This window comes from Streptomyces sp. NPDC059906 (assembly GCF_042730645.1).
GTDB classification, from domain to species: Bacteria; Actinomycetota; Actinomycetes; order Streptomycetales; family Streptomycetaceae; genus Streptomyces; species Streptomyces rubrogriseus.
The window spans coordinates 250,180-267,785 of the sequence record NZ_JBHWKU010000007.1 but is presented as its reverse complement, the minus strand read 5'-3'; the positions used below and the strand labels follow the sequence as shown (position 1 = coordinate 267,785).

The window sequence follows — 17,606 nt, the reverse complement described above, 5'->3', positions numbered from 1 at the left end:
CGCTGCCCCACCCCCCGCCATGAAGTGCCGCCCCTCAGTCGAACCAGCGGTCCCTTGCCAGTTCCTCCGTCCGGGACTCGTCCTCCAGCAACGCCGCCACCTCGAAGCGGCGGGGCCACTGGCCCGCTGCCCAGGCGAGGCCGGCGGCCACGCCCTCCAGGGTCGCCGCGTGGAGTGCGCCGTCGTCGGTCAGTCGCCAGTCGATCTCCACGCCGTCGACGAGCAGTTCCCCGTGCTCCACGTACGACGCCGGGGTGCGCGCCCCGAGCAGCACCCGCACCGGCTCCGGTACGTCGTGCTCGGTGCCCTCGGAGTCGACGCGGCCGGTGACGGACTCGCTCAGCCGCCGCACCTGGAACAGCTCGGCCAACTCGGCGGCGCGGGCCGGGCGGACCGGCAGCAGCGGCACGCCGGAGGTGAAGGGCAGCAGGTCGGGCGAGTCGACCACGACGGCGTCGGCGGCGTCCACCACGCGCACCTCGCCGTCGACCACGGCCCGCACCTCGTCCGGCAGGGTGACCTGCTCGGGGTCCAGCTCGGCCAGCGCGCCGTACAGGGCGTGCAGTTGGGCGGCCGTGACCGGGCGGTCCGGGTCGGCGAGGCGGTCCAGGAGTTCGGCCGCGCCGCCGGGCTCGTCGAGGAGCGCGGCGACCGAGGTGCGCACGCCGAGGGCGCGCAGTACCTGCTCGTCCTCGAAGCCGGTCGCGTCGGCCTCGTCGTACAGGCCCCGCAGCAGCGGGTCGCCGCCCGCCGCGCGCAGACCGGCCGGGCGGCGTCCGCCGAGCACCGGGTGCCCGCGCAGCCACCACGCGGTGTAGGGCCGTACGACCTCGTGCGTGCCGTCGGGCAGCAGGACGCGCACGGGCTGGACGAGTGCGTCGCGCAGCGGCGGCCGGGACAGCAGGGCGAGGGCCTCGGGCCAGTGGTCGTCGTCCACGAGGTCGAGGTCGCGCACGGCGGTGATCTCGGTGGCGACCGGCGGGACGGGGGTGTCCGGGAAGCGGTCGAGGACGTCCTCGCTCCACACGTCCACGGCGTCGAGCAGTCCCGCGTCGTCGGGCTCGGCGAAGTCGCCTTCGCGGGGCTCCAGTTCGTCGGGGTCCAGGACGACGTCGGTGGCGCGCACGAGGGCGAAGGTGACGAGGACGCCGCAGGCGGCCAGCGGGTCCGGCCCCCACTTCTCGGCGAGTTCCGCGTCCACGGCGGCGAGTTCGTCCTCCCGCATGACCTGGGCGAACGGGCCGCCGGGGAAGACGAGTTCGCCCGCCGGGGAGAGTTCGCCGTCCTCGTCGGGCAGGGCGAGGGCGCCCAGCCAGGGCTCGTCCCCGGCGTCGAGTCCGGCGCCCTGGACCAGGCCGAGCACGGTGTCGGCCAGTTCCTCGGCGTCGAGGGCGTCCTCCTCCCAGTTGGTGCCGCCCTCGTCGTCGAGGGAGGCGGCGACGGCGGCCCTCACCTGCGGGGTGGTCAGGACGGCGCGCGGGGTGGCCGGGAGGGCGCCGAGCTTCTCCAGGAGCGGGTGCGCGGCGTCGGGGTGGGCGACCTTGAGGCCGAGCCGGGTGAGGACCTCGGGGTCGAGGGAGGCGGCCTGAGGGGAGGGCAGCAGCACCTGCCGGGGGCCGATGGTCGTGCGGCCGTCCGCGAGCGGCACCGGCAGCCCGGACAGCCGGTCGGGGTCGACCCCGGCGAGGCTGTTGTAGAGGCTGCGCCACCAGGCGGGCGCCTTCTCCAGGCCCGCCAGCCGGTCGATCGCGTCGGTCAGCGGCACCCGGGCCACGCCCAGGGTGCGCAGTTCGGCGCGGCGTTCGAGTCCGGCGGGCAGCAGGGTCGGCAGCACCTCGGCCAGCACCCGCACCGTGTCCGTACCCGCGCCCTCCACCACCTCGGCGTCGCGCGGCCGCAGGGACTCCGGAAGGTCGTCCTGCGCGTCCTGGCCCCCGGAGGGGACCGCGGGCGGCAGGAAGGACGTACGCGGCAGCCGGTCGAGGATCGCCTGCCGCAGCGCGCCGTCCAGCTCGCCCCGGCCCAGGGCGCCGGGCACCAGGTCGATGAGACCGGCGGTGACCGGCCGCCAGTCGGCGAGCAGCCCGGCGTAGGCGTCGGCGGCCCGTTCCGTGAGGAAGTCGGTCAGCGGTCCCGGCGCGGTGTGCCGGCGGGTGGAGTCCAGCGGGAAGGACGCGATGAGCAGGGCGGGCACGCCGAGGGGCTCGTCGCTGGGGGTCGGGGCGTGCACGACGGGGCTGGTACGGGGGCGGGCCGGAGCGTCGTCGGCGTCGACGGGCACCGCCCAGGTCACGGACCAGTGGGGGCGCAGCCGCTCCTCGACCGGCCGGTCGGCGAGGAGGTCGGGGGTGAGGGGGCCGTGCGCGGCGGCGGTGCGCCAGCGGGTGACGCCCTGCCGGGAGTCCTCCACGACGGTCAGGGCGTCCTCGGCGCGGCGGGAGAGGGTGCGCGCCTCGTCGCCCGCCTCGATCACGACCTCCGCCAGGCCCGGCAGGGCGAGGAGCAGGGCGTCGTCCACGCCGTGCAGGAGGCGCTCGGCGAGGTCGGCGGCGGCCGTGTCGCGCAGCGGGAGGATGACCGCCGTGTCGTAGGGGCCGGGGGCGGTGCCCTCGGCGGGGAACGGCAGCCGCAGCAGCGGTACGTGCCCGTCGCGCCGCCGGATCTCGTCCCCCAGGCCGGGGCTGTGCCGGGCGGTGTCGGCGGCCAGGTCGCGGGCCTCGGCCAGGGACCAGCGCACCCCGCCGTGCCGGCCGACCACGGCGGGCTCGTCGGTCACGGCCAGGACGGCGGCGAAGCCGACCCCGAACCGGCCGACCGAGCCGTCCACCGCGTCCCGCTTGGCGGAGGCGCGCAGGGTGGACAGCGACTCGACGCCGGTCGCGTCGAGCGGGGCGCCGGTGTTGGCGGCGACGAGGACGCCGTCGCGCAGGGTGAGCCGGAGCCGGCCGGGCACGCCGGCCCGTGCGGCGGCGTCGGCGGCGTTCTGCGCGAGTTCGACGACCAGCCGGTCGCGGTAGCCGCCGAGGACGAGGTCCTCCTCCGCGTTGGCGTCCTCACGGAACCGGGCCGGGCTCGTCGCCCAGGCGTCCAGCACCCCGCGCCGCAGCCGTGCCGTACCGAACGGATCGGCACCCTCGGCGGCAGGCCGTACGAACATGCTCACGGTGACTCTCCTCATCGACGGACCACGAAGGTACCGCCCACGCAGCCCGCCCGACGCCGTGCGCCCCCGGCCGACACCATCCAGCCCGCGCGATCCCGTGTGGCGCAGGCCGGCATCATCCAGCCCGTCCGATGCCGTGTGCCCCCGGCCGTCACCATCCAGCCCGCCCGACGCCGTGCGGCCCCGGCCGACACCATCCAGCCCGCGCGATCCCGTGTGGCGCAGGCCGACATCATCCAGCCCCTCCGATGCCGTGTGGCGCAGGCCGACACCATCCAGCCCGCCCGATGCCGTGCGGCCCCGGCCGACACCATCCAGCCCGCCCAATGCCGTACGGCGCAGGCCGACACCATCCAGCCCGCCCAATGCCGTGCGGCCCCGGCCGACACCATCCAGCCCGCCCAATGCCGTACGGCGCAGGCCGACACCATCCAGCCCGCCCGATGCCGTGCGGCCCCGGCCTGGCATCATCCAGCCCGCCCAATGCCGTGCGGCCCAGGCCTGGCATCATCCAGCCCGCCCGACCCTGTGCGGCCCCGGCCGACATCATCCAGCCCGTCCGGCGTTTGAGGACGAGGCCGTCAAGGCCGACGGGGGTCTGGGGGCGCAGCCCCCAGGGACCTCAGCCACCCACGGCGGGCCTCAGGAGTGCCCCAGCTCCGCCGACGCCTGGTCCTCGGCCACCGGGACCGACCCCGAGTCCGCGGCCGGCCGCAGCGGGAACGGATCCACCCGCGTCTCGTCGATCACCGGCGGAGCCACCCGCGGCGGCTTCGGCATCACCGCCGCCTCGGAGTGCCCACCGCACCCGTAGGCCAGCGACACGACATGCCCGTCGGCCGGGGAGAACTCGTTGGCGCACACGCCGAAGGCCTGCCCGAGCGAGCCGCCGATCCGGGCGAGGAAGCCGCAGCTGACGCAGGAGGCGGGGGCCGCCTGGGCCATCGCGGTCTTCGGGCCGTAGCCGTCCTCCCAGCGGTCGGCGGCGACGTGCAGGCCGTACCGGGACAGCACCCGGGTACGGCGCAGGCCCAGCTCCTCGGCGACCGCCGAGATCGTGCCGCGGGCCGGGACGGTCGGCAGCTCGGCGGGCGGCCCGGCGGTCACCTCGGCGTCCTCGGCCTCGACCAGGTCGGCCATCTCGTGCGAGACGGCGGAGTTCGGCGGCGGCTCGTCCTCGCCACTCCAGCCGGGCTCCAGACGCAGATCCTCCGCGTCGGTGGGCAGCAGGTCGCCGGGGCCCATGTCGCCGGGCCGCAGCCGCTCGCTCCACGGCACCCACTCGGGCGCGAGCAGCGCGTCGGGGCCGGGCAGCAGCACCGCCTCGTCCACCGTGACGATCTTCGCGCGGGAGGCGCGGGCCACCGTCACGGCCCAGCGCCAGCCCCGGTAGCCCATCTCCTTGCAGGCGAAGTAGTGGGTGACGACCCGGTCGCCCTCCGACACCAGGCCCTCGTGCTCGCCGACGACGCCTGGTGCGGCGGCCTCCTCGGCCGCGGCCCGGGCGAGGTCGAGGGCCTCGGCGCACAGGCGGTCAGGGGTGCGGCTTCGCGTTGTCGCTGCGCTCACAGGTATCGCTTCTCTCCATACGCCGTCTCACGAGTGCGCCGCTGTGTGCGAGGGGCGGACGGAGCGGACCTGTGGACCGCGTCGACGTCCGCGCCCGATCGCGCTCGGGCGCACCTACGTCATCCATTCTGCGGGATGGCCGTACGGCGCGCGGCCGAGAACGTTCGCCACGGCGCGCTACGCACGCTACCTGCTCATGTGCCCTGGGCCTACACCGACGGGGATTTCGGCGGGGTACGGCCACGCGTTCCCGGGCGGGTCGCACCCGACTCGATCACCGCCATCCGTGCCGTATCGACGCTACAGCCGCCGCCGACGGGGCACTATGACGGGGTGGCAGCCGCACGGACGGAGTTCAAGCGCGGGAGCCGGTGGCGCGGCCCCGGCTCCCGGTTCCGTGCGGTCGGCCGCGTCCTGCGCCTGCCGGTGACCGGTACCGCGCGCGGCATCCGGCGGGCGACGCACGCGCACGGCGCGGGCGAGTCGGGCCTCGGCAAGCTGATCGAGCTGCACGGGGTGAACGGCGCCGGTGACGTGATGATCACCGTCGCGCTCGCCTCCACCGTGTTCTTCTCCGTCCCCACCGACGAGGCGCGCGGGCGGGTCGCGCTGTACCTCGCCATCACCATGGCGCCGTTCACGCTCCTCGCGCCGGTGATCGGCCCGCTCCTGGACCGGCTGCCGCACGGCCGCCGCGCGGCGATGGCGACCGCGATGGGCGCCCGCGCGGTGCTCGCGCTGGTGCTGTCCGGCGCGGTCGTCACCGGCGGCATCGAGCTGTACCCGGCCGCGCTCGGCGTACTGGTCGCCTCGAAGGCGTACGGCGTGGTCAGGAGCGCCGTGGTGCCGCGGCTGCTGCCGCCCCGGGTCTCGCTGGTGAAGGCGAACTCGCGGGTCACCCTGTGCGGGCTGCTGGCCACCGGGGCGGCCGCGCCGATCGGTGCGGGGCTCCAGCAGGTGGGGCCGCGCTGGCCGCTGTACGGGGCGTTCGTGATCTTCGTGGCGGGCACCGTGCTGTCGTTCACGCTGCCGCGGAAGGTGGACTCGGCGCGCGGCGAGGACCGGGCGCTGCTCGCCGCGGACGAGGACCACCTGCCGGGACCGCTGCGGGGGCGGGGCAAGCGCCCCGGCCTGCGCACGGTGGGCCCGGCGGTGACCCACGCGCTGGCCGCCAACGCCGCCATCCGCTGCCTGACCGGCTTCCTGATCTTCTTCCTGGCGTTCCTGCTGCGGGTGCACCCGATGACCGGCCAGAGCGCGGCGGTGTCGCTGGGGATCGTGGGCGTCGCGGCCGGTGCGGGCAACGCGCTGGGCACGGCCGTCGGGGCGTGGCTGCGGTCCCGGGCGCCGGAGGTGATCATCGTGACGGTGGTCGTGACCGTGCTGGGCGCGGCGGTGGTCACCGCGGTGTTCTTCAGCGCCTTCCTGGTGGCGTGCCTGGCGGCGGTCGCCGGGTTCGCGCAGGCGCTGGCCAAGCTGTCGCTGGACGCGCTGATCCAGCGGGACGTGCCGGAGCAGGTGCGCACGTCCGCGTTCGCGCGCTCGGAGACGCTGCTCCAGGTCTCCTGGGTGTTCGGCGGCGCGGTCGGCATCGTGCTGCCGCTCAACGGCACGCTGGGCCTGTCGGTGGCCGCCGCGATCATCGCCACCGGGTGGCTGACGACCGTACGCGGGCTGCTCGACTCGGCGCGGCACGGGGGACGGACTCGGCCGAGAGTGGCGTGACCACGCCACGCCGTACCCAGGTGGGGGGCGGGGCTCAGGCGCCGTATAGCCTTCCGCCATGACCACGTTGCCCCGCGGCACCGCCGCTATCGGACACCGCGTTGTGCGACGCCGCCGCGCCGTCGCCGCTGTCGGCGCCGTGTCCGCCGGACTTCTCCTGCTGTCGGCCTGTGACGAGCCGACCCCGATCGCGACGATCACGGTCGGCAGTGACTCGGTCAGCTCCGAGGCCACCTGCGGCGGAGAGGGCAAGAACCTTTCCTCCGACGAGATCAACAAGTGCCTGAAGGACAAGGACGCGAAGTCCGTCACCGTCGACCAGGACGAGACCGTGCGGTTCGGCGTCGACCCGGACCTCGCCGACAAGCACTGGACGATCCTGATGAACGGTCAGCAGCTCGTCGAGGACAGCGACAAGACCTACCGCACCGTGCCGGGCAGCGTGTTCTTCAACGCCCAGTACGGCGCCCAGGGCGACTCGACGAACGTCGCCGTCGCGGTCCGGGACGGCAAGGACGACAGCCAGAACATCACCGGTGTGTGGGTCTTCGAGCTGAAGAAGGACTGACCGCCCACGTCCTCCGTGCACCTCCTCGTGGCCACCGCGGTCCCCCTCGAACGGGACGCGGTGGCTCGGGCGTTCCCGGCGCCGGGCACCGAGGTGTCCCGCCCCGGGATCACCCTCCACCGGCTGCCGGACGGCTGGGACCTGCTGGCCGCCGGGGTGGGCCCGGCCCGCGCCGCCGCCTCCACGGCCGCCGCCCTGACCGCCGCCGCCCTCGACGCCGCGCCCTACGACCTGGTGGTCTCGGCCGGTATCGGCGGCGGCTTCGCGCCCGGGGCGCCCGTCGGCTCACTGGTCGTCGCCGACGCGATCACCGCCGCCGACCTGGGCGCCGAGACCGCCGACGGCTTCCTGCCGGTCACCGACCTCGGCTTCGGCACCGTCACCCACCTCCCGCCGGCCCCGCTGGTCCGCGCCGCCGCCGAGGCGACCGGGGCCCGGCCCGGCACCGTCCTGACCGGGTCCACCGTCACCGGCACCGCGGCCCGCGCCGCGCTGCTGCGCGAGCGCCACCCGGACGCCCTGGCCGAGGCGATGGAGGGCTTCGGCGTCGCCGAGGCGGCCGCCGCGCACGGCGTGCCGGTGCTGGAGCTGCGCGCGGTCTCCAATCCGGTCGGACCGCGCGACCGCGCCGCCTGGCGCATCGGCGAGGCGCTCGCGGCCCTGACGGACGCCGTCGGGAAGCTCGCACCCGTCCTTGAGAGTTGGAAACCGCATGAGCGCTGACACCCTGCAGATCGCGTACTCGCCCTGCCCGAACGACACCTTCGTCTTCGACGCCCTCGCCCACGGCCGCGTCCCCGGCGCCCCGTCCCTCGACGTGACCTTCGCGGACATCGACGTCACCAACGGCATGGCCGAGCGCGGCGAGCTGGACGTGCTCAAGGTGTCGTACGCCGTGCTGCCCTACGTCCTCGACGACTGGGCCCTGCTGCCCTGCGGCGGCGCGCTGGGCCGGGGCTGCGGCCCGCTGGTGCTGACCCGGGAGGCGGACGCCGACCTGCGCGGGCGCACGGTGGCGGTGCCCAGCGAGACGTCGACGGCGTATCTGCTCTTCCGCCTGTGGGCGGCGGACACGGTGCCCGGCGGGGTCGGCGAGATCGTCGTCATGCCGTTCCACGAGATCATGCCGGCCGTGCGGGACGGGAAGGTCGACGCGGGCCTGGTGATCCACGAGGCCCGCTTCACGTACCAGAACTACGGGCTGCACAAGCTCGCCGACATGGGCGAGCACTGGGAGCACACCACCGGGCTGCCGATCCCGCTCGGCGCGATCATCGCGAAGCGGTCACTGGGCGCCCGGACGCTGAACCGCCTCGTCGACGCCGTACGCCGCTCCGTCCGCGCGGCCTGGGACGACCCGGAGGCGTCCCGGCCGTACGTCATGGAGCACGCGCAGGAGATGGACCCGGCCGTCGCCGACCAGCACATCGGGCTGTACGTCAACGAGTTCACCGCCGACCTCGGCGAGGACGGCTACGCGGCGGTCCGGGGCCTGCTGACCCGCGCGGCGGCCGAGGGACTCGTACCGGCCCTCGGCCCGAACGCGCTGGCGTTCCCTTAGGACGGCCGGGGCGAGGAGATCAGACGTCGAGCTGGTCCGCGACCGCACGGAGCAGCCCGGCGATCTTCTTGCCGGCCGTCTTCTCGGGGTAGCGGCCGCGCTCCAGCATCGGCGTGATGTTCTCCAGGAGGGTCGTCAGGTCCTGCACGATGGAAGCCAGCTCGTCCGGCTTCTTGCGCTGCGCGGCCGCGACCGAGGGGGCCGGGTCGAGCAGGGCGAGCGACAGTGCCTGGTCGCCCCGCTGCCCGGCGACGACACCGAACTCGACGCGCTGTCCCGGCTTCAGGCTCTCGACTCCGGCAGGGAGGACCGAGGAATGGACGAAGACGTCACCGCCGTCGTCGCGGGAGAGAAAGCCGAAGCCCTTCTCGCTGTTGAACCACTTGACCTTGCCGGTAGGCACGTCTGTCCTCGTCCTCGTACTCGTCGGGAAAACTGCTCGGAAACATGCTCGGAAACGGCTCTTGATAGCACTTGGGCGGGTCGTCCGGACCCGCCGGTACCAAGGCTAATGGTGTTCAGACGGGTGACAAGACGTCCCCCGGCTGTTCTCCAGGCCTGGGAACTACCCTGGTCGGGTGCGTGAACAAACCCAAACGAATTCCGCCGCGCCCGGCGACCGGCTGATCCGCGCCGGTGCGATCGTCTTCTTCGTCGGCGCCCTGGCCACTCTCGTCACGGTGGCCCCGCTGCTGCTGGACACGACGCCCTTCCCCACCTACATGTTCGGGCTGAGCATGCTGATGGGAGTGGGCTTCCTGATCGCCGGTGCCGGGGTGCTCCGCTCGGTCGCCGCCGGGCGGCGTCAGGCGCGGGCCGCGTCGAGCCCCTCGGCGTCGCCCTCGCCGTCGGCGTAGGCCGCGAGCCACCGCGGGAAGGCGGTGAGATCGGCGAGGAGGACGTCGGCGCCCGCCGCACGCAGTTCCCCGGCGTCGCACGGCCCACTGGCTACGGCCACCGAGCGGGCCCCGGCGGCGCGGGCTCCGCGTACGTCGCCGACGTGGTCGCCGACGTAGACGTCCGCCTCGTGCTCGCGCAGCGCCACGGCCTTCTGCTCGGCCCACAGGCCGCCGATCACGGCGTCCGGCTCGATACCGAGGTGCGCCAGGTGCAGCTTCGCGTTCGGCTCGTACTTGGCGGTGACCACGACCGCGCGACCGCCGGCCCCGCGCACGGCGGCCACCGCCTCGCGGGCACCGGGCAGCGCGAGCGTGGGCTCGATCGCGTACGCCGGGTAGATCTCCCGGTACAGGTCGGCGACGTCCTCGATCTCCTCGGCCGGGAACCAGTTCGCCAGCTCCTCGGCCAGCGGCGGCCCGAGCCGGGTGACGGCCAGGTCGGCGTCCACGTACGTCCCGGTGCGGGCGCTCAGCTCGACGTAGCAGGCGCGGATGCCGGGCCGTGAGTCGATCAGCGTCATGTCGAGGTCGAAACCGACGGTGGGCGCGGGGCGGGTGGTGGAGACCATGGCTCCCATTGTGCCGGGCCCTCGACGCATGCCTACGGGCACCCGGCGCGGCCGGGGGCGACTCGACCACGCGCCCTGGACGACTACCCTCCGCCCCCGGCCCGACGTCCACAGACCCGGGCCGAAACCCGGGACAGACGACTCCTCCCGCCCACCGGGCCCTGCCCCACGTCGCCGCACCACCCCGTGCGACCAGGAGCGACTCGACCACGCGCCCTGGACGACTACCCACCGACCCCGGCCCGACGTCCACAGATCAGGGCCGAAACCCGGGACAGACGACTCCTCCCGCCCGCCGGGCCCTGGCCCGCGTCGGCGCGCCACCCGGTGCGACCAGGAGCGACTCGACCACGCGCCGTGGACGAGTACCTTCCGGCCCCGGCCCGACGTCCACAGATCCGGGCCGAAACCCGGGACAGACGACTCCTCCCGCCCGCCGGGTCCTGGCCCGCGTCGGCGCGCCACCCGGTGCCGCCGGGGGCAACTCGACCGCGCGCTGTGGACGAGTACCTTCCGGACCCGGTCCGGCGTCCACAGGTCGGGCCGAAACCCGGGACAGACGACTCCTCCCGCCCGCCGGGCCCTGCTCCGCCTCGCCGCGCCACCCGGTGCGGCCAGGGGCGAATCGGCCGCGCGCCGTGGACGAGTACCTTCCGGACCCGGTCCGGCGTCCGCTGGTCGGGGCGGGGGTCCCGGGCGGGCGTCTCGTTGCGCCCGCTGGGTTCTGCGGCGCGTCGGCGTGGCGCCCCCGCGGTCAGTCGCGCGGGCGGCGGGAGCGCCAGAGGAGGTAGAGGGCGGTGGTCACGGCGGCGGTGCGCAGGACCCAGGGCCAGGTGTCGGCGATCGCGTCGTTCAGGTGGCCCTCGGCGACCGGGTCGCCCCAGCGGCCCTCGGTGCGGCCCCACAGCCAGACGGCGCCCGCGGCGGCGACCGTGCCGGGCAGGCCGAGGACGGCCCACTTCGACTGGGCCGGGGTGAGCCGGCGGGAGAGGTAGGCGATCAGCCAGCCCAGGCCGAGCGGGACCAGGCTGCCGAGCACGGCGCCGACGGTCAGCAGGGCCGCGGCGAGCAGCAGGAGCGGGTTGTTCCAGCCGCCCTCGGGCCACAGGCGGGGCAGGCGGCGGGCCGCCCGCTTCCCGACGGCCCCGGCGGTCGGCTCCTCGGCCTCCTCCACGGGGGTCTCCGGTGCGGCGGGCTCCGTCTTCCCCACCTCGTCGACCGCGCCCGGCGGCTTCCTCAGCAGCTCCGGGATCTCGACGCCGCCGACGAACCCGGGCACGCTGTCGCCGAGCCCCCCGCCGGCGAAGGGGCCGTCGTCGACGCGCCACCAGTCCGGCTGCCCGTCGCCGACGTCCCCCAGTTCCCGCGCGCTCGCCAGGTGGGGCGGGGAGGCGGCGGGAGGCGCGGCCGGGGTTTCGGGCGCGGGGCTGCGCCGGCCCTTGCGCCGCCCGGCGTCGCGGGGGCCGGTGTCGCGCTGCTCGGGCACGGCGGTGGGCGACGGCGCCGCCTGCTGCCGTACGCCGCCCGCGCCGCCCGCCGCGGTGACGATGTCGTCGGGGTCGCCGAGCCGGTCCAGGATGCGGCGGACCGCGGCGGGGCTGTCCACGGTGGTCTTCGCCCGGTGCCGGTCGATCTCGTTGCGCAGCTCCGACACCAGCCGCATCCGGGTGGCCGACGGCAGCTGCCGCTGCTGGGCCACGTCGCCGACGCGGCTCAGATACTCGAAGACGACCTGGTCGCTCTCGATCCCCACGTTCCCCTCCGGGGCGGTGCGTTGCGGTACTCCGTCGTGCCCTGTCGTACCCCGTCGGACGAAGGTACCGAATCTCCCCCCGCCGGGCCGACGGCACCGCGCCCTCGCACACGCACCCCCGCCGTCCGACCCACCCGCTAACGTGGACCGGATGAGCACCGAGGAGAAGTCCGCGGCCCCCCGGTCCCTCGCGGAGGCGCTCCGCGTCCGGGACGACGTCTCGCTGGCCGCCCTCCTGCGCAGCCGCCCCGACCTCATCACCCCCGTGCCGACCGACCTCACCCAGCTCGCCACCCGCGCCGGTACCCGCGCCTCCGTCGTGCGGGCGCTGGAGCGTCTTGACCGGTTCGCGCTGCAGACGGCCGAGGCGCTGGCCGTGGCTCCGGACCCGGCGTCCTACGGCGAGCTGCTCGCCCTGATGGGCGGCGACGAGCAGGACCCGGCGGTCGCCGCCGCGCTGCCCCGGGCCGCCGCCCTGCTGCGCGAACAGGCGCTGGTGTGGGGCGCCGACGACCGGCTGCGGCTGGTGCGCACCGCCCGTGAGCTGCTCGCGCCCTCCCCGCAGCATCCGTCCCCGACCGGCCTCGGGCCGACCGTTCGGGAGGCGACGGCGGGCATGTCCCCGGGCCGGATCCAGGACATCCTCGCCGCCGTCGGCCTGCCCTCGACCCACGACGCGGTCTCCGCCGTGTCCGCGCTCGGCGGCCTGTTCGCCGACCGGCGGCGGATGGCCGCGCTCCTCGCCGAACTGCCCGGGGAGTCCCGGCAGGTGCTGGACCGGCTGGTGTGGGGGCCGCCGTACGGCCAGGTCACCCACGACCCCGCGGCACACCTGCGCGCGCTCCTCGACCGCGGTCTGCTGCTGCCGACGGCGCCCGGCACGGTCGTGCTGCCCCGCGAGGTCGCCCTGCACCTGCGCGCGGGCCGGGCGCACCGTGCGCCCGAGCCGGTGCCGCCGCCGGTGGAGGCGGCCGCCACGCACCGTCCACAGGTTGTGGACGCCACCGCGGCCGGCCAGGCGCTGGCGGCGCTGGCGACCGTCGACGAGCTGCTGAAGGAGTGGGACGAGGGCGGTCCGACGGTGCTGCGGGCCGGCGGTCTGAGCGTGCGCGACCTGAAGCGGACCGCCGTCGCCCTGGACGTGCCCGAGCCGGTCGCCGCGTTCTGGGTCGAGCTGGCCTACGGGGCCGGTCTGATCGCCTCCGACGGGGAGGCCGACGAGCGGTACGCGGCGACCCCGGCGTACGACGAGTGGCGCGAGCTGCCGCCCGCCGAGCGCTGGGCGCGGCTGGCGGGGACGTGGCTGACCGCGACCCGGACGCCGGGCGTGGTCGGCGGGCGGGACGCGAAGGACCGCACGCTCTCGGCGCTGGGCCCGAACCTGGACCGTTCGGCGGCGCCGGAGGTGCGGCACCGGGTGCTGGCCCTGCTCGCGGGGCTGCCCGAGGGCGCCTCGCCGGTCGAGGAGTCGGTGCTGGGCCGGTTGCGCTGGGAGCGTCCGCTGCGCGGCCCGCGGCAGCAGCGGGAGACCGGGACCGGTGCGGTGCGGGACGACGACCTGCGCAGCCGGATCGCCCGGTGGACGCTGTCCCAGGCCGAGCTGCTGGGTGTCACCGGGCGCGGCGCCCTCGCGGCACCGGGGCGGGCCCTGATCGGCGCGCCCGAGGCACCCCGTCGGGCGGCGGCGCAGGACACGGAGGCACCCGAGGGTCCGGGCGACAGGCTCCCCGTCCACCATCACCGCACGCCCCCGGTGACCGCTCCCCCGACCTCCGCCGAGCGGGCCGCGGCCACCGCGACCGCCGCCCGGCTGCTCGCGCCGCTCTTCCCCGAACCGCTGGACCACGTGCTGCTCCAGGCCGACCTGACGGCGGTGGCGCCGGGGCCGCTGGTGCGCGGCCTTGCCGACGTGCTCGGGGTGCTCGCGGACGTGGAGTCCAAGGGCGGGGCGACCGTCTACCGGTTCACGCCGGGCTCGGTGCGCCGCGCGCTGGACGCCGGGCAGAGCGCCGCCGACCTGCACGCGTTCCTCGCCCGGCACTCCCGTACGCCGGTGCCGCAGCCCCTGACGTACCTGATCGACGACGTGGCCCGGCGGCACGGGCGGCTGCGGGTGGGCGCGGCCTCGGCGTACGTGCGCTGCGACGACGACGCGACGCTGGACGAGATCCTCGCCGACAAGCGGGCCGCCGGTCTGGGCCTGCGCCGCCTGGCGCCCACCGTGCTGGCCGCGCAGGCCGACCCGGCGGCGCTGCTCGACGGGCTGCGCGCGATCGGGTTCGCACCGGCCGCCGAGTCCGCCGCGGGCGACGTGCTGATCGCCCGCGCGGACTCCCACCGCACCCCGCCGCGGGCCGCCCCCGAGCCGGTCCCGGACGGTCCGCCGGCGCCCGACGACACGCTCCTGACCGCGGCGATCCGCGCCGTGCGCGCCGGTGATCTCGCCTCCACGGCCCCGCGCAAGCCGGGCCCCGCCGGCGAGGACAGCGGCGGCGAGGGCGGCGGCGGCGAGGGCGGCACGCCGGGCGGCCCGCTGCCCCGCACGGGCGCCGCCGAGACGCTGGCCACGATGCAGGCGGCGGTCCTGACCGGCGAGGCGCTGTGGATCGGCTACGTGAACGCCGAGGGCGCCGCCAGCCAGCGCGTGATCGCGCCGATCCGGGTCGAGGGCGGCTTCGTCACGGCGTACGACCACACGGCGGACGAGGTGCGCACCTACCCGCTGCACCGGGTCACGGGCGTGGCGGAGCTGGCGGACGACGCGGGCTGACGGGCTGACGGGCTGACCGGCGGGGAGTCTTTGCGGACGGTGCCGCTCTTTCGGGTGTACGGCGTGATCCATGCACGCCACGCCGGGTGATTCGCACCTGAGAGGGAGCTTTTTTCATAAACCGCATCGAGCCGGTGGCGCTCGGGCAGCCACCGGTTGTCCTGCACCGAAGCGAAAGGAAGAGCCCGATGCGCACTGCAGTTCGCCGTCTCGCCACCGTTCTGGCCTCCACCGCGACCCTGGTCGCCGCGTTCGCCGCGGAGGCCGCCGCGGTCGGCATCGACCTCGGCGGAGGCCTCACCCTCTGACGTCCGCCTCAGCGATCCCTCGGCGGGCCGGGCCCCCAGTCCCCCGGCCCGGCCCGCCGTCCCCTCCTCGAAAGGTCTGCCGTGCCCGACAAGATCCCCGCCGCCCCCGTCCGCTCCGCCGCCCGTTCCGCGGTCGCCGTCTCCGTCGCCGCCCTGATCACCGCCGCGGCGCTGTTCGGCGCCCTCGCCCCGAAGGCCGCCGCGCTGGAGGGCCCGCTCATCAACAACATCAACATCGCTCTCCGGTAGGCCCGGGCCCGCGATCAGGCACACTTGACGTTTGGCCGAGCCGTCGTCCGGCCGTACGCACGCGAAAGGGTGCCGCCCGTGAATGGTCCGCTGATCGTCCATACGATCAGACGTGATGCACACACTAACGGAAGGGTCCGAGCTGTGGAGCGGTCTGGCTGATTAGTGGCGAAACCTCGCTAGTTCCCACTGCCTGTCCTGGGCACTCCACACCCGGCCCGCGTCCTGGGTACCGTCAAGGGGACAAGCCCTGATGGATGGAGCACGATGCCTCGCCGCCCGCTGGACCGCCGGCGCGTCACCCCAAGGGGGGCGCGCTGATGCTGGAAGAAGCCGAAGAGATCGGTCGTCGCGCACGTCGCGCACGGCTCCGCCTCGGCATGACGCAAGCCGACCTCGCTGCCGCCCTGGGTAAGACACAGGGCTGGGTGTCCAAGATGGAACGCGGGCACATCGAACTCGACCGCGTCGGCCTGCTCAACCTCGTCGCCTCGGAGCTGCACATACACCCGAACGACCTGCTCGGGCGTCCGTACAACAGTACCGCTCCGGCCGAGAATCAGTGGCAGGTGTCTGCCGCCGCGATCATGCGTGAGCTGCGCCGTTACGACCTCGCTCCCGTCTTCGACGGAACCCCCCGCCCAGCCGGACAGCTGTGGCAGGAGACCACCCGCCTTCACCGCCTCCGCGACGCTGCCGCGAACGTGGCAATCGTGCAGGTGCTCCCCGACCTCTTCCGCGAGGCGCGCGCCCTGGCCGAAGTCGCCACCGGCCACGAGCAGGAAGAGGCGTACGCCATCTACGCGGTGTGCTGCAAGTTCGCGCACACCGCCGCGCACGCCCTTGGACACCCGGAACTGGTCGCCATGGCATGTGAACGGGCCGCATGGTCCGCGCGGCTGTCTGGCGACCCGGTGATGCCTGCCGTCGCCGACTGGATGCGCGTGTGGGACATGTGGGCCACCGCGGATTGGGACGACTCTGTTGCCCTGTCTGACAAGGCGATTCGCAGCGTGCAGCGGGAGTACGACCGTGGTGAGCCGTTGGCCGTGCGGGCATGGGGGTCACTGCAACTGCGCGCGGCAGTCTCGGCGGCGCGGGGTGGTCGTAAGGCAGAAGCGAAGGATCGGATCAAGCACGCCCGGAGCGCGGCCAAGCGGATGGCTGAGGCCGCCGACCCTCCGATCTACGACCGCCACAGTCTCACTTTCTCGGCTGGCAACGTGCAGATCCACGCGATCAGCGTCGCACTGGAGATGCATGAGCAACGTGAGGCGCTGTCGATAGACCGGCGCACGAGCAAGGAGCTGATCGCGTCTCTTCCCAACTCCCGTCAGGGGCACCACCACATGGACCTTGCCCGCGCGTGGCTGTGGGACGGGAACCGCGACAAGGCGCTGAAGGAACTGGAGAAGGCAGAGGTCATCGCCCCCCAGCTCGTCCGGAACCATCCCATCGCCAGGTCAACCCTGCGCAGCATCGTGTACGCGGAGCGGGCGAGCACTCGTGAGAAGCTGCGTCGCATGTCAGACCGCTTCCACCTCGACGGGTGAGGGTCGTATTCCTGCGATTCATATTGGGCTCCGAGCATCCACCTAGCTTCGGGGCATGGCCGATCAAACCTCGCAGCAACTCCGCACCTCTCAGAGCCCTTTGAGCGCAGGCAGCCCCTTCCACCCCCGCCTTGGTGACCTCGCCATCGATCTGGCCAAGGCGGGAACGATCGGGGTCGTGGTAGCCCTGCCAAGCGAAAGCTCGGCGTCTTACCAGCTCCGTCCGCCTGGCGGAGGCGTGGACTGGCGCGCAAGGTCCGACGGAAGCACCCTGCGCCCGGTACCGGTTCCGGTCACGCACGTCACGCCCGTGAAGCGGGACGCCGTGTACGACCCGCGTGCGCAGCAAGCCGCCATGGCGGTGACCGTTCACTACGAGGACGGCGGCGTCTGCGAGTCGATGCTCGTCCTCACTCCTGCGCAGGTCGAGCTGTACTACAACCAGCTCGGCCGCATGATCCAGGAGAGGGAATCAGCGCAGGATCGACGGCGGTGAGGTCGAACGTGCTGATGCTCGCCCCACCGACCTCTGCACGTGCCTTCGTGCGACCTCCCGTCGCATTCCGGTGTGAGGCCACTGCCCAAGACCTCAGCGGCTCCCGCGAGGTCCTGCTCGCCACCTATCGCGGCCGTTCCCCACGACTCGCGGCACGGTGGCTGAGAGCGTCCGCGCACCGTTTCGCCCGGCTGCTGTCCCCCGACGTCGGGGCTCTGGGCCTCCGTGACGCGCCGCTCCTCCTTGCTGGTCCGGAAGCCCCGCGCCCTGATGTCGAGTTACTGGCGTGGGCGGACAGCGATCCGGTGTACGAGCAAGCTCTTCGCGCCCTCGCCGCCGGCCGCGCGTTCGTTTTCACCGTGGCGGACTACGACGCTCTGTACTGCCTCCGCGTGTACCTGCTGCCGACTCGCCGGCCTCGTC

At 74.6% G+C, this 17,606-nt stretch carries 14 protein-coding genes; 9 read left to right on the top strand and 5 right to left on the bottom strand.

The window, feature by feature from the left end:
- Nucleotides 1-34: 34 nt before the first annotated feature.
- Both ACFV9J_RS14670 and ACFV9J_RS14665 read right to left on the bottom strand, forming a co-directional pair.
- On the bottom strand, nt 35-3,163 hold the full coding sequence (locus ACFV9J_RS14670; RefSeq protein ID WP_385354035.1) for a sacsin N-terminal ATP-binding-like domain-containing protein: 3,129 nt from the start codon (nt 3,161-3,163) through the stop codon (nt 35-37).
- A 642-nt stretch (nt 3,164-3,805) separates the two neighbouring features.
- The gene (locus ACFV9J_RS14665; RefSeq protein WP_385354033.1) at nt 3,806-4,732 is read right to left on the bottom strand and encodes a DUF3027 domain-containing protein; all 927 of its coding nucleotides are present in this window, start codon (nt 4,730-4,732) and stop codon (nt 3,806-3,808) included.
- A 333-nt stretch (nt 4,733-5,065) separates the two neighbouring features.
- On the opposite strand from ACFV9J_RS14665, the gene ACFV9J_RS14660 reads away from it, so the two are divergent.
- Genes ACFV9J_RS14660 through ACFV9J_RS14645 form a run of 4 tightly spaced genes read left to right on the top strand, consistent with a single transcriptional unit; the run spans nt 5,066 to nt 8,586 of the window.
- Nucleotides 5,066-6,457 carry an MFS transporter gene (locus tag ACFV9J_RS14660; RefSeq protein WP_385354031.1) on the top strand — a complete coding sequence of 464 codons (1,392 nt, stop codon included), beginning with the start codon at nt 5,066-5,068 and terminating at the stop codon, nt 6,455-6,457.
- 58 nt (nt 6,458-6,515) lie between these two features.
- Complete coding sequence (locus tag ACFV9J_RS14655) at nt 6,516-7,025, top strand: DUF2771 domain-containing protein (RefSeq protein ID WP_385354029.1); 510 nt, start codon at nt 6,516-6,518, stop codon at nt 7,023-7,025.
- A 15-nt stretch (nt 7,026-7,040) separates the two neighbouring features.
- On the top strand, nt 7,041-7,748 hold the full coding sequence (locus tag ACFV9J_RS14650) for a futalosine hydrolase (protein ID WP_385354027.1): 708 nt from the start codon (nt 7,041-7,043) through the stop codon (nt 7,746-7,748).
- Nucleotides 7,738-8,586: a 1,4-dihydroxy-6-naphthoate synthase gene (locus ACFV9J_RS14645; protein WP_385354025.1), complete on the top strand. Its 849-nt coding sequence runs from the start codon at nt 7,738-7,740 to the stop codon at nt 8,584-8,586. The genes ACFV9J_RS14650 and ACFV9J_RS14645 overlap by 11 nt, the downstream gene beginning before the upstream one ends.
- A 19-nt stretch (nt 8,587-8,605) precedes the next feature.
- Here ACFV9J_RS14645 and ACFV9J_RS14640 read toward each other — a convergent pair whose 3' ends face one another.
- Nucleotides 8,606-8,989, bottom strand: a complete 384-nt coding sequence (locus ACFV9J_RS14640) for a cold-shock protein (protein WP_003974650.1) — start codon at nt 8,987-8,989, stop codon at nt 8,606-8,608.
- Between the two features lie 175 nt (nt 8,990-9,164).
- On the opposite strand from ACFV9J_RS14640, the gene ACFV9J_RS14635 reads away from it, so the two are divergent.
- Entirely contained in the window at nt 9,165-9,443 is a 279-nt protein-coding gene (locus tag ACFV9J_RS14635) for a hypothetical protein (protein WP_385354022.1), read from the top strand.
- On the opposite strand, the gene ACFV9J_RS14630 is transcribed toward ACFV9J_RS14635, so the two are convergent.
- Both ACFV9J_RS14630 and ACFV9J_RS14625 read right to left on the bottom strand, forming a co-directional pair.
- Nucleotides 9,392-10,054, bottom strand: a complete 663-nt coding sequence (locus tag ACFV9J_RS14630) for an HAD family hydrolase (protein ID WP_385354020.1) — start codon at nt 10,052-10,054, stop codon at nt 9,392-9,394. The genes ACFV9J_RS14635 and ACFV9J_RS14630 overlap by 52 nt on opposite strands.
- Nucleotides 10,055-10,808: 754 nt before the next feature.
- Nucleotides 10,809-11,807 (bottom strand): hypothetical protein, encoded by a 999-nt coding sequence (locus ACFV9J_RS14625; protein ID WP_385354018.1) that lies wholly within the window; start codon nt 11,805-11,807, stop codon nt 10,809-10,811.
- Between the two features lie 151 nt (nt 11,808-11,958).
- On the opposite strand from ACFV9J_RS14625, the gene ACFV9J_RS14620 reads away from it, so the two are divergent.
- From ACFV9J_RS14620 to ACFV9J_RS14605, 4 genes are all read left to right on the top strand, one after another.
- Nucleotides 11,959-14,577, top strand: a complete 2,619-nt coding sequence (locus ACFV9J_RS14620) for a helicase-associated domain-containing protein (protein WP_385354016.1) — start codon at nt 11,959-11,961, stop codon at nt 14,575-14,577.
- A gap of 389 nt (nt 14,578-14,966) precedes the next feature.
- Nucleotides 14,967-15,134 carry a hypothetical protein gene (locus tag ACFV9J_RS14615; protein ID WP_385354014.1) on the top strand — a complete coding sequence of 56 codons (168 nt, stop codon included), beginning with the start codon at nt 14,967-14,969 and terminating at the stop codon, nt 15,132-15,134.
- A 320-nt stretch (nt 15,135-15,454) separates the two neighbouring features.
- Nucleotides 15,455-16,687 carry a helix-turn-helix domain-containing protein gene (locus tag ACFV9J_RS14610; protein ID WP_385354012.1) on the top strand — a complete coding sequence of 411 codons (1,233 nt, stop codon included), beginning with the start codon at nt 15,455-15,457 and terminating at the stop codon, nt 16,685-16,687.
- A 55-nt stretch (nt 16,688-16,742) separates the two neighbouring features.
- Nucleotides 16,743-17,183, top strand: coding sequence for a hypothetical protein (locus tag ACFV9J_RS14605; protein WP_385354010.1), 441 nt, complete (start codon nt 16,743-16,745; stop codon nt 17,181-17,183).
- The last annotated feature ends 423 nt before the right edge of the window (nt 17,184-17,606 follow it).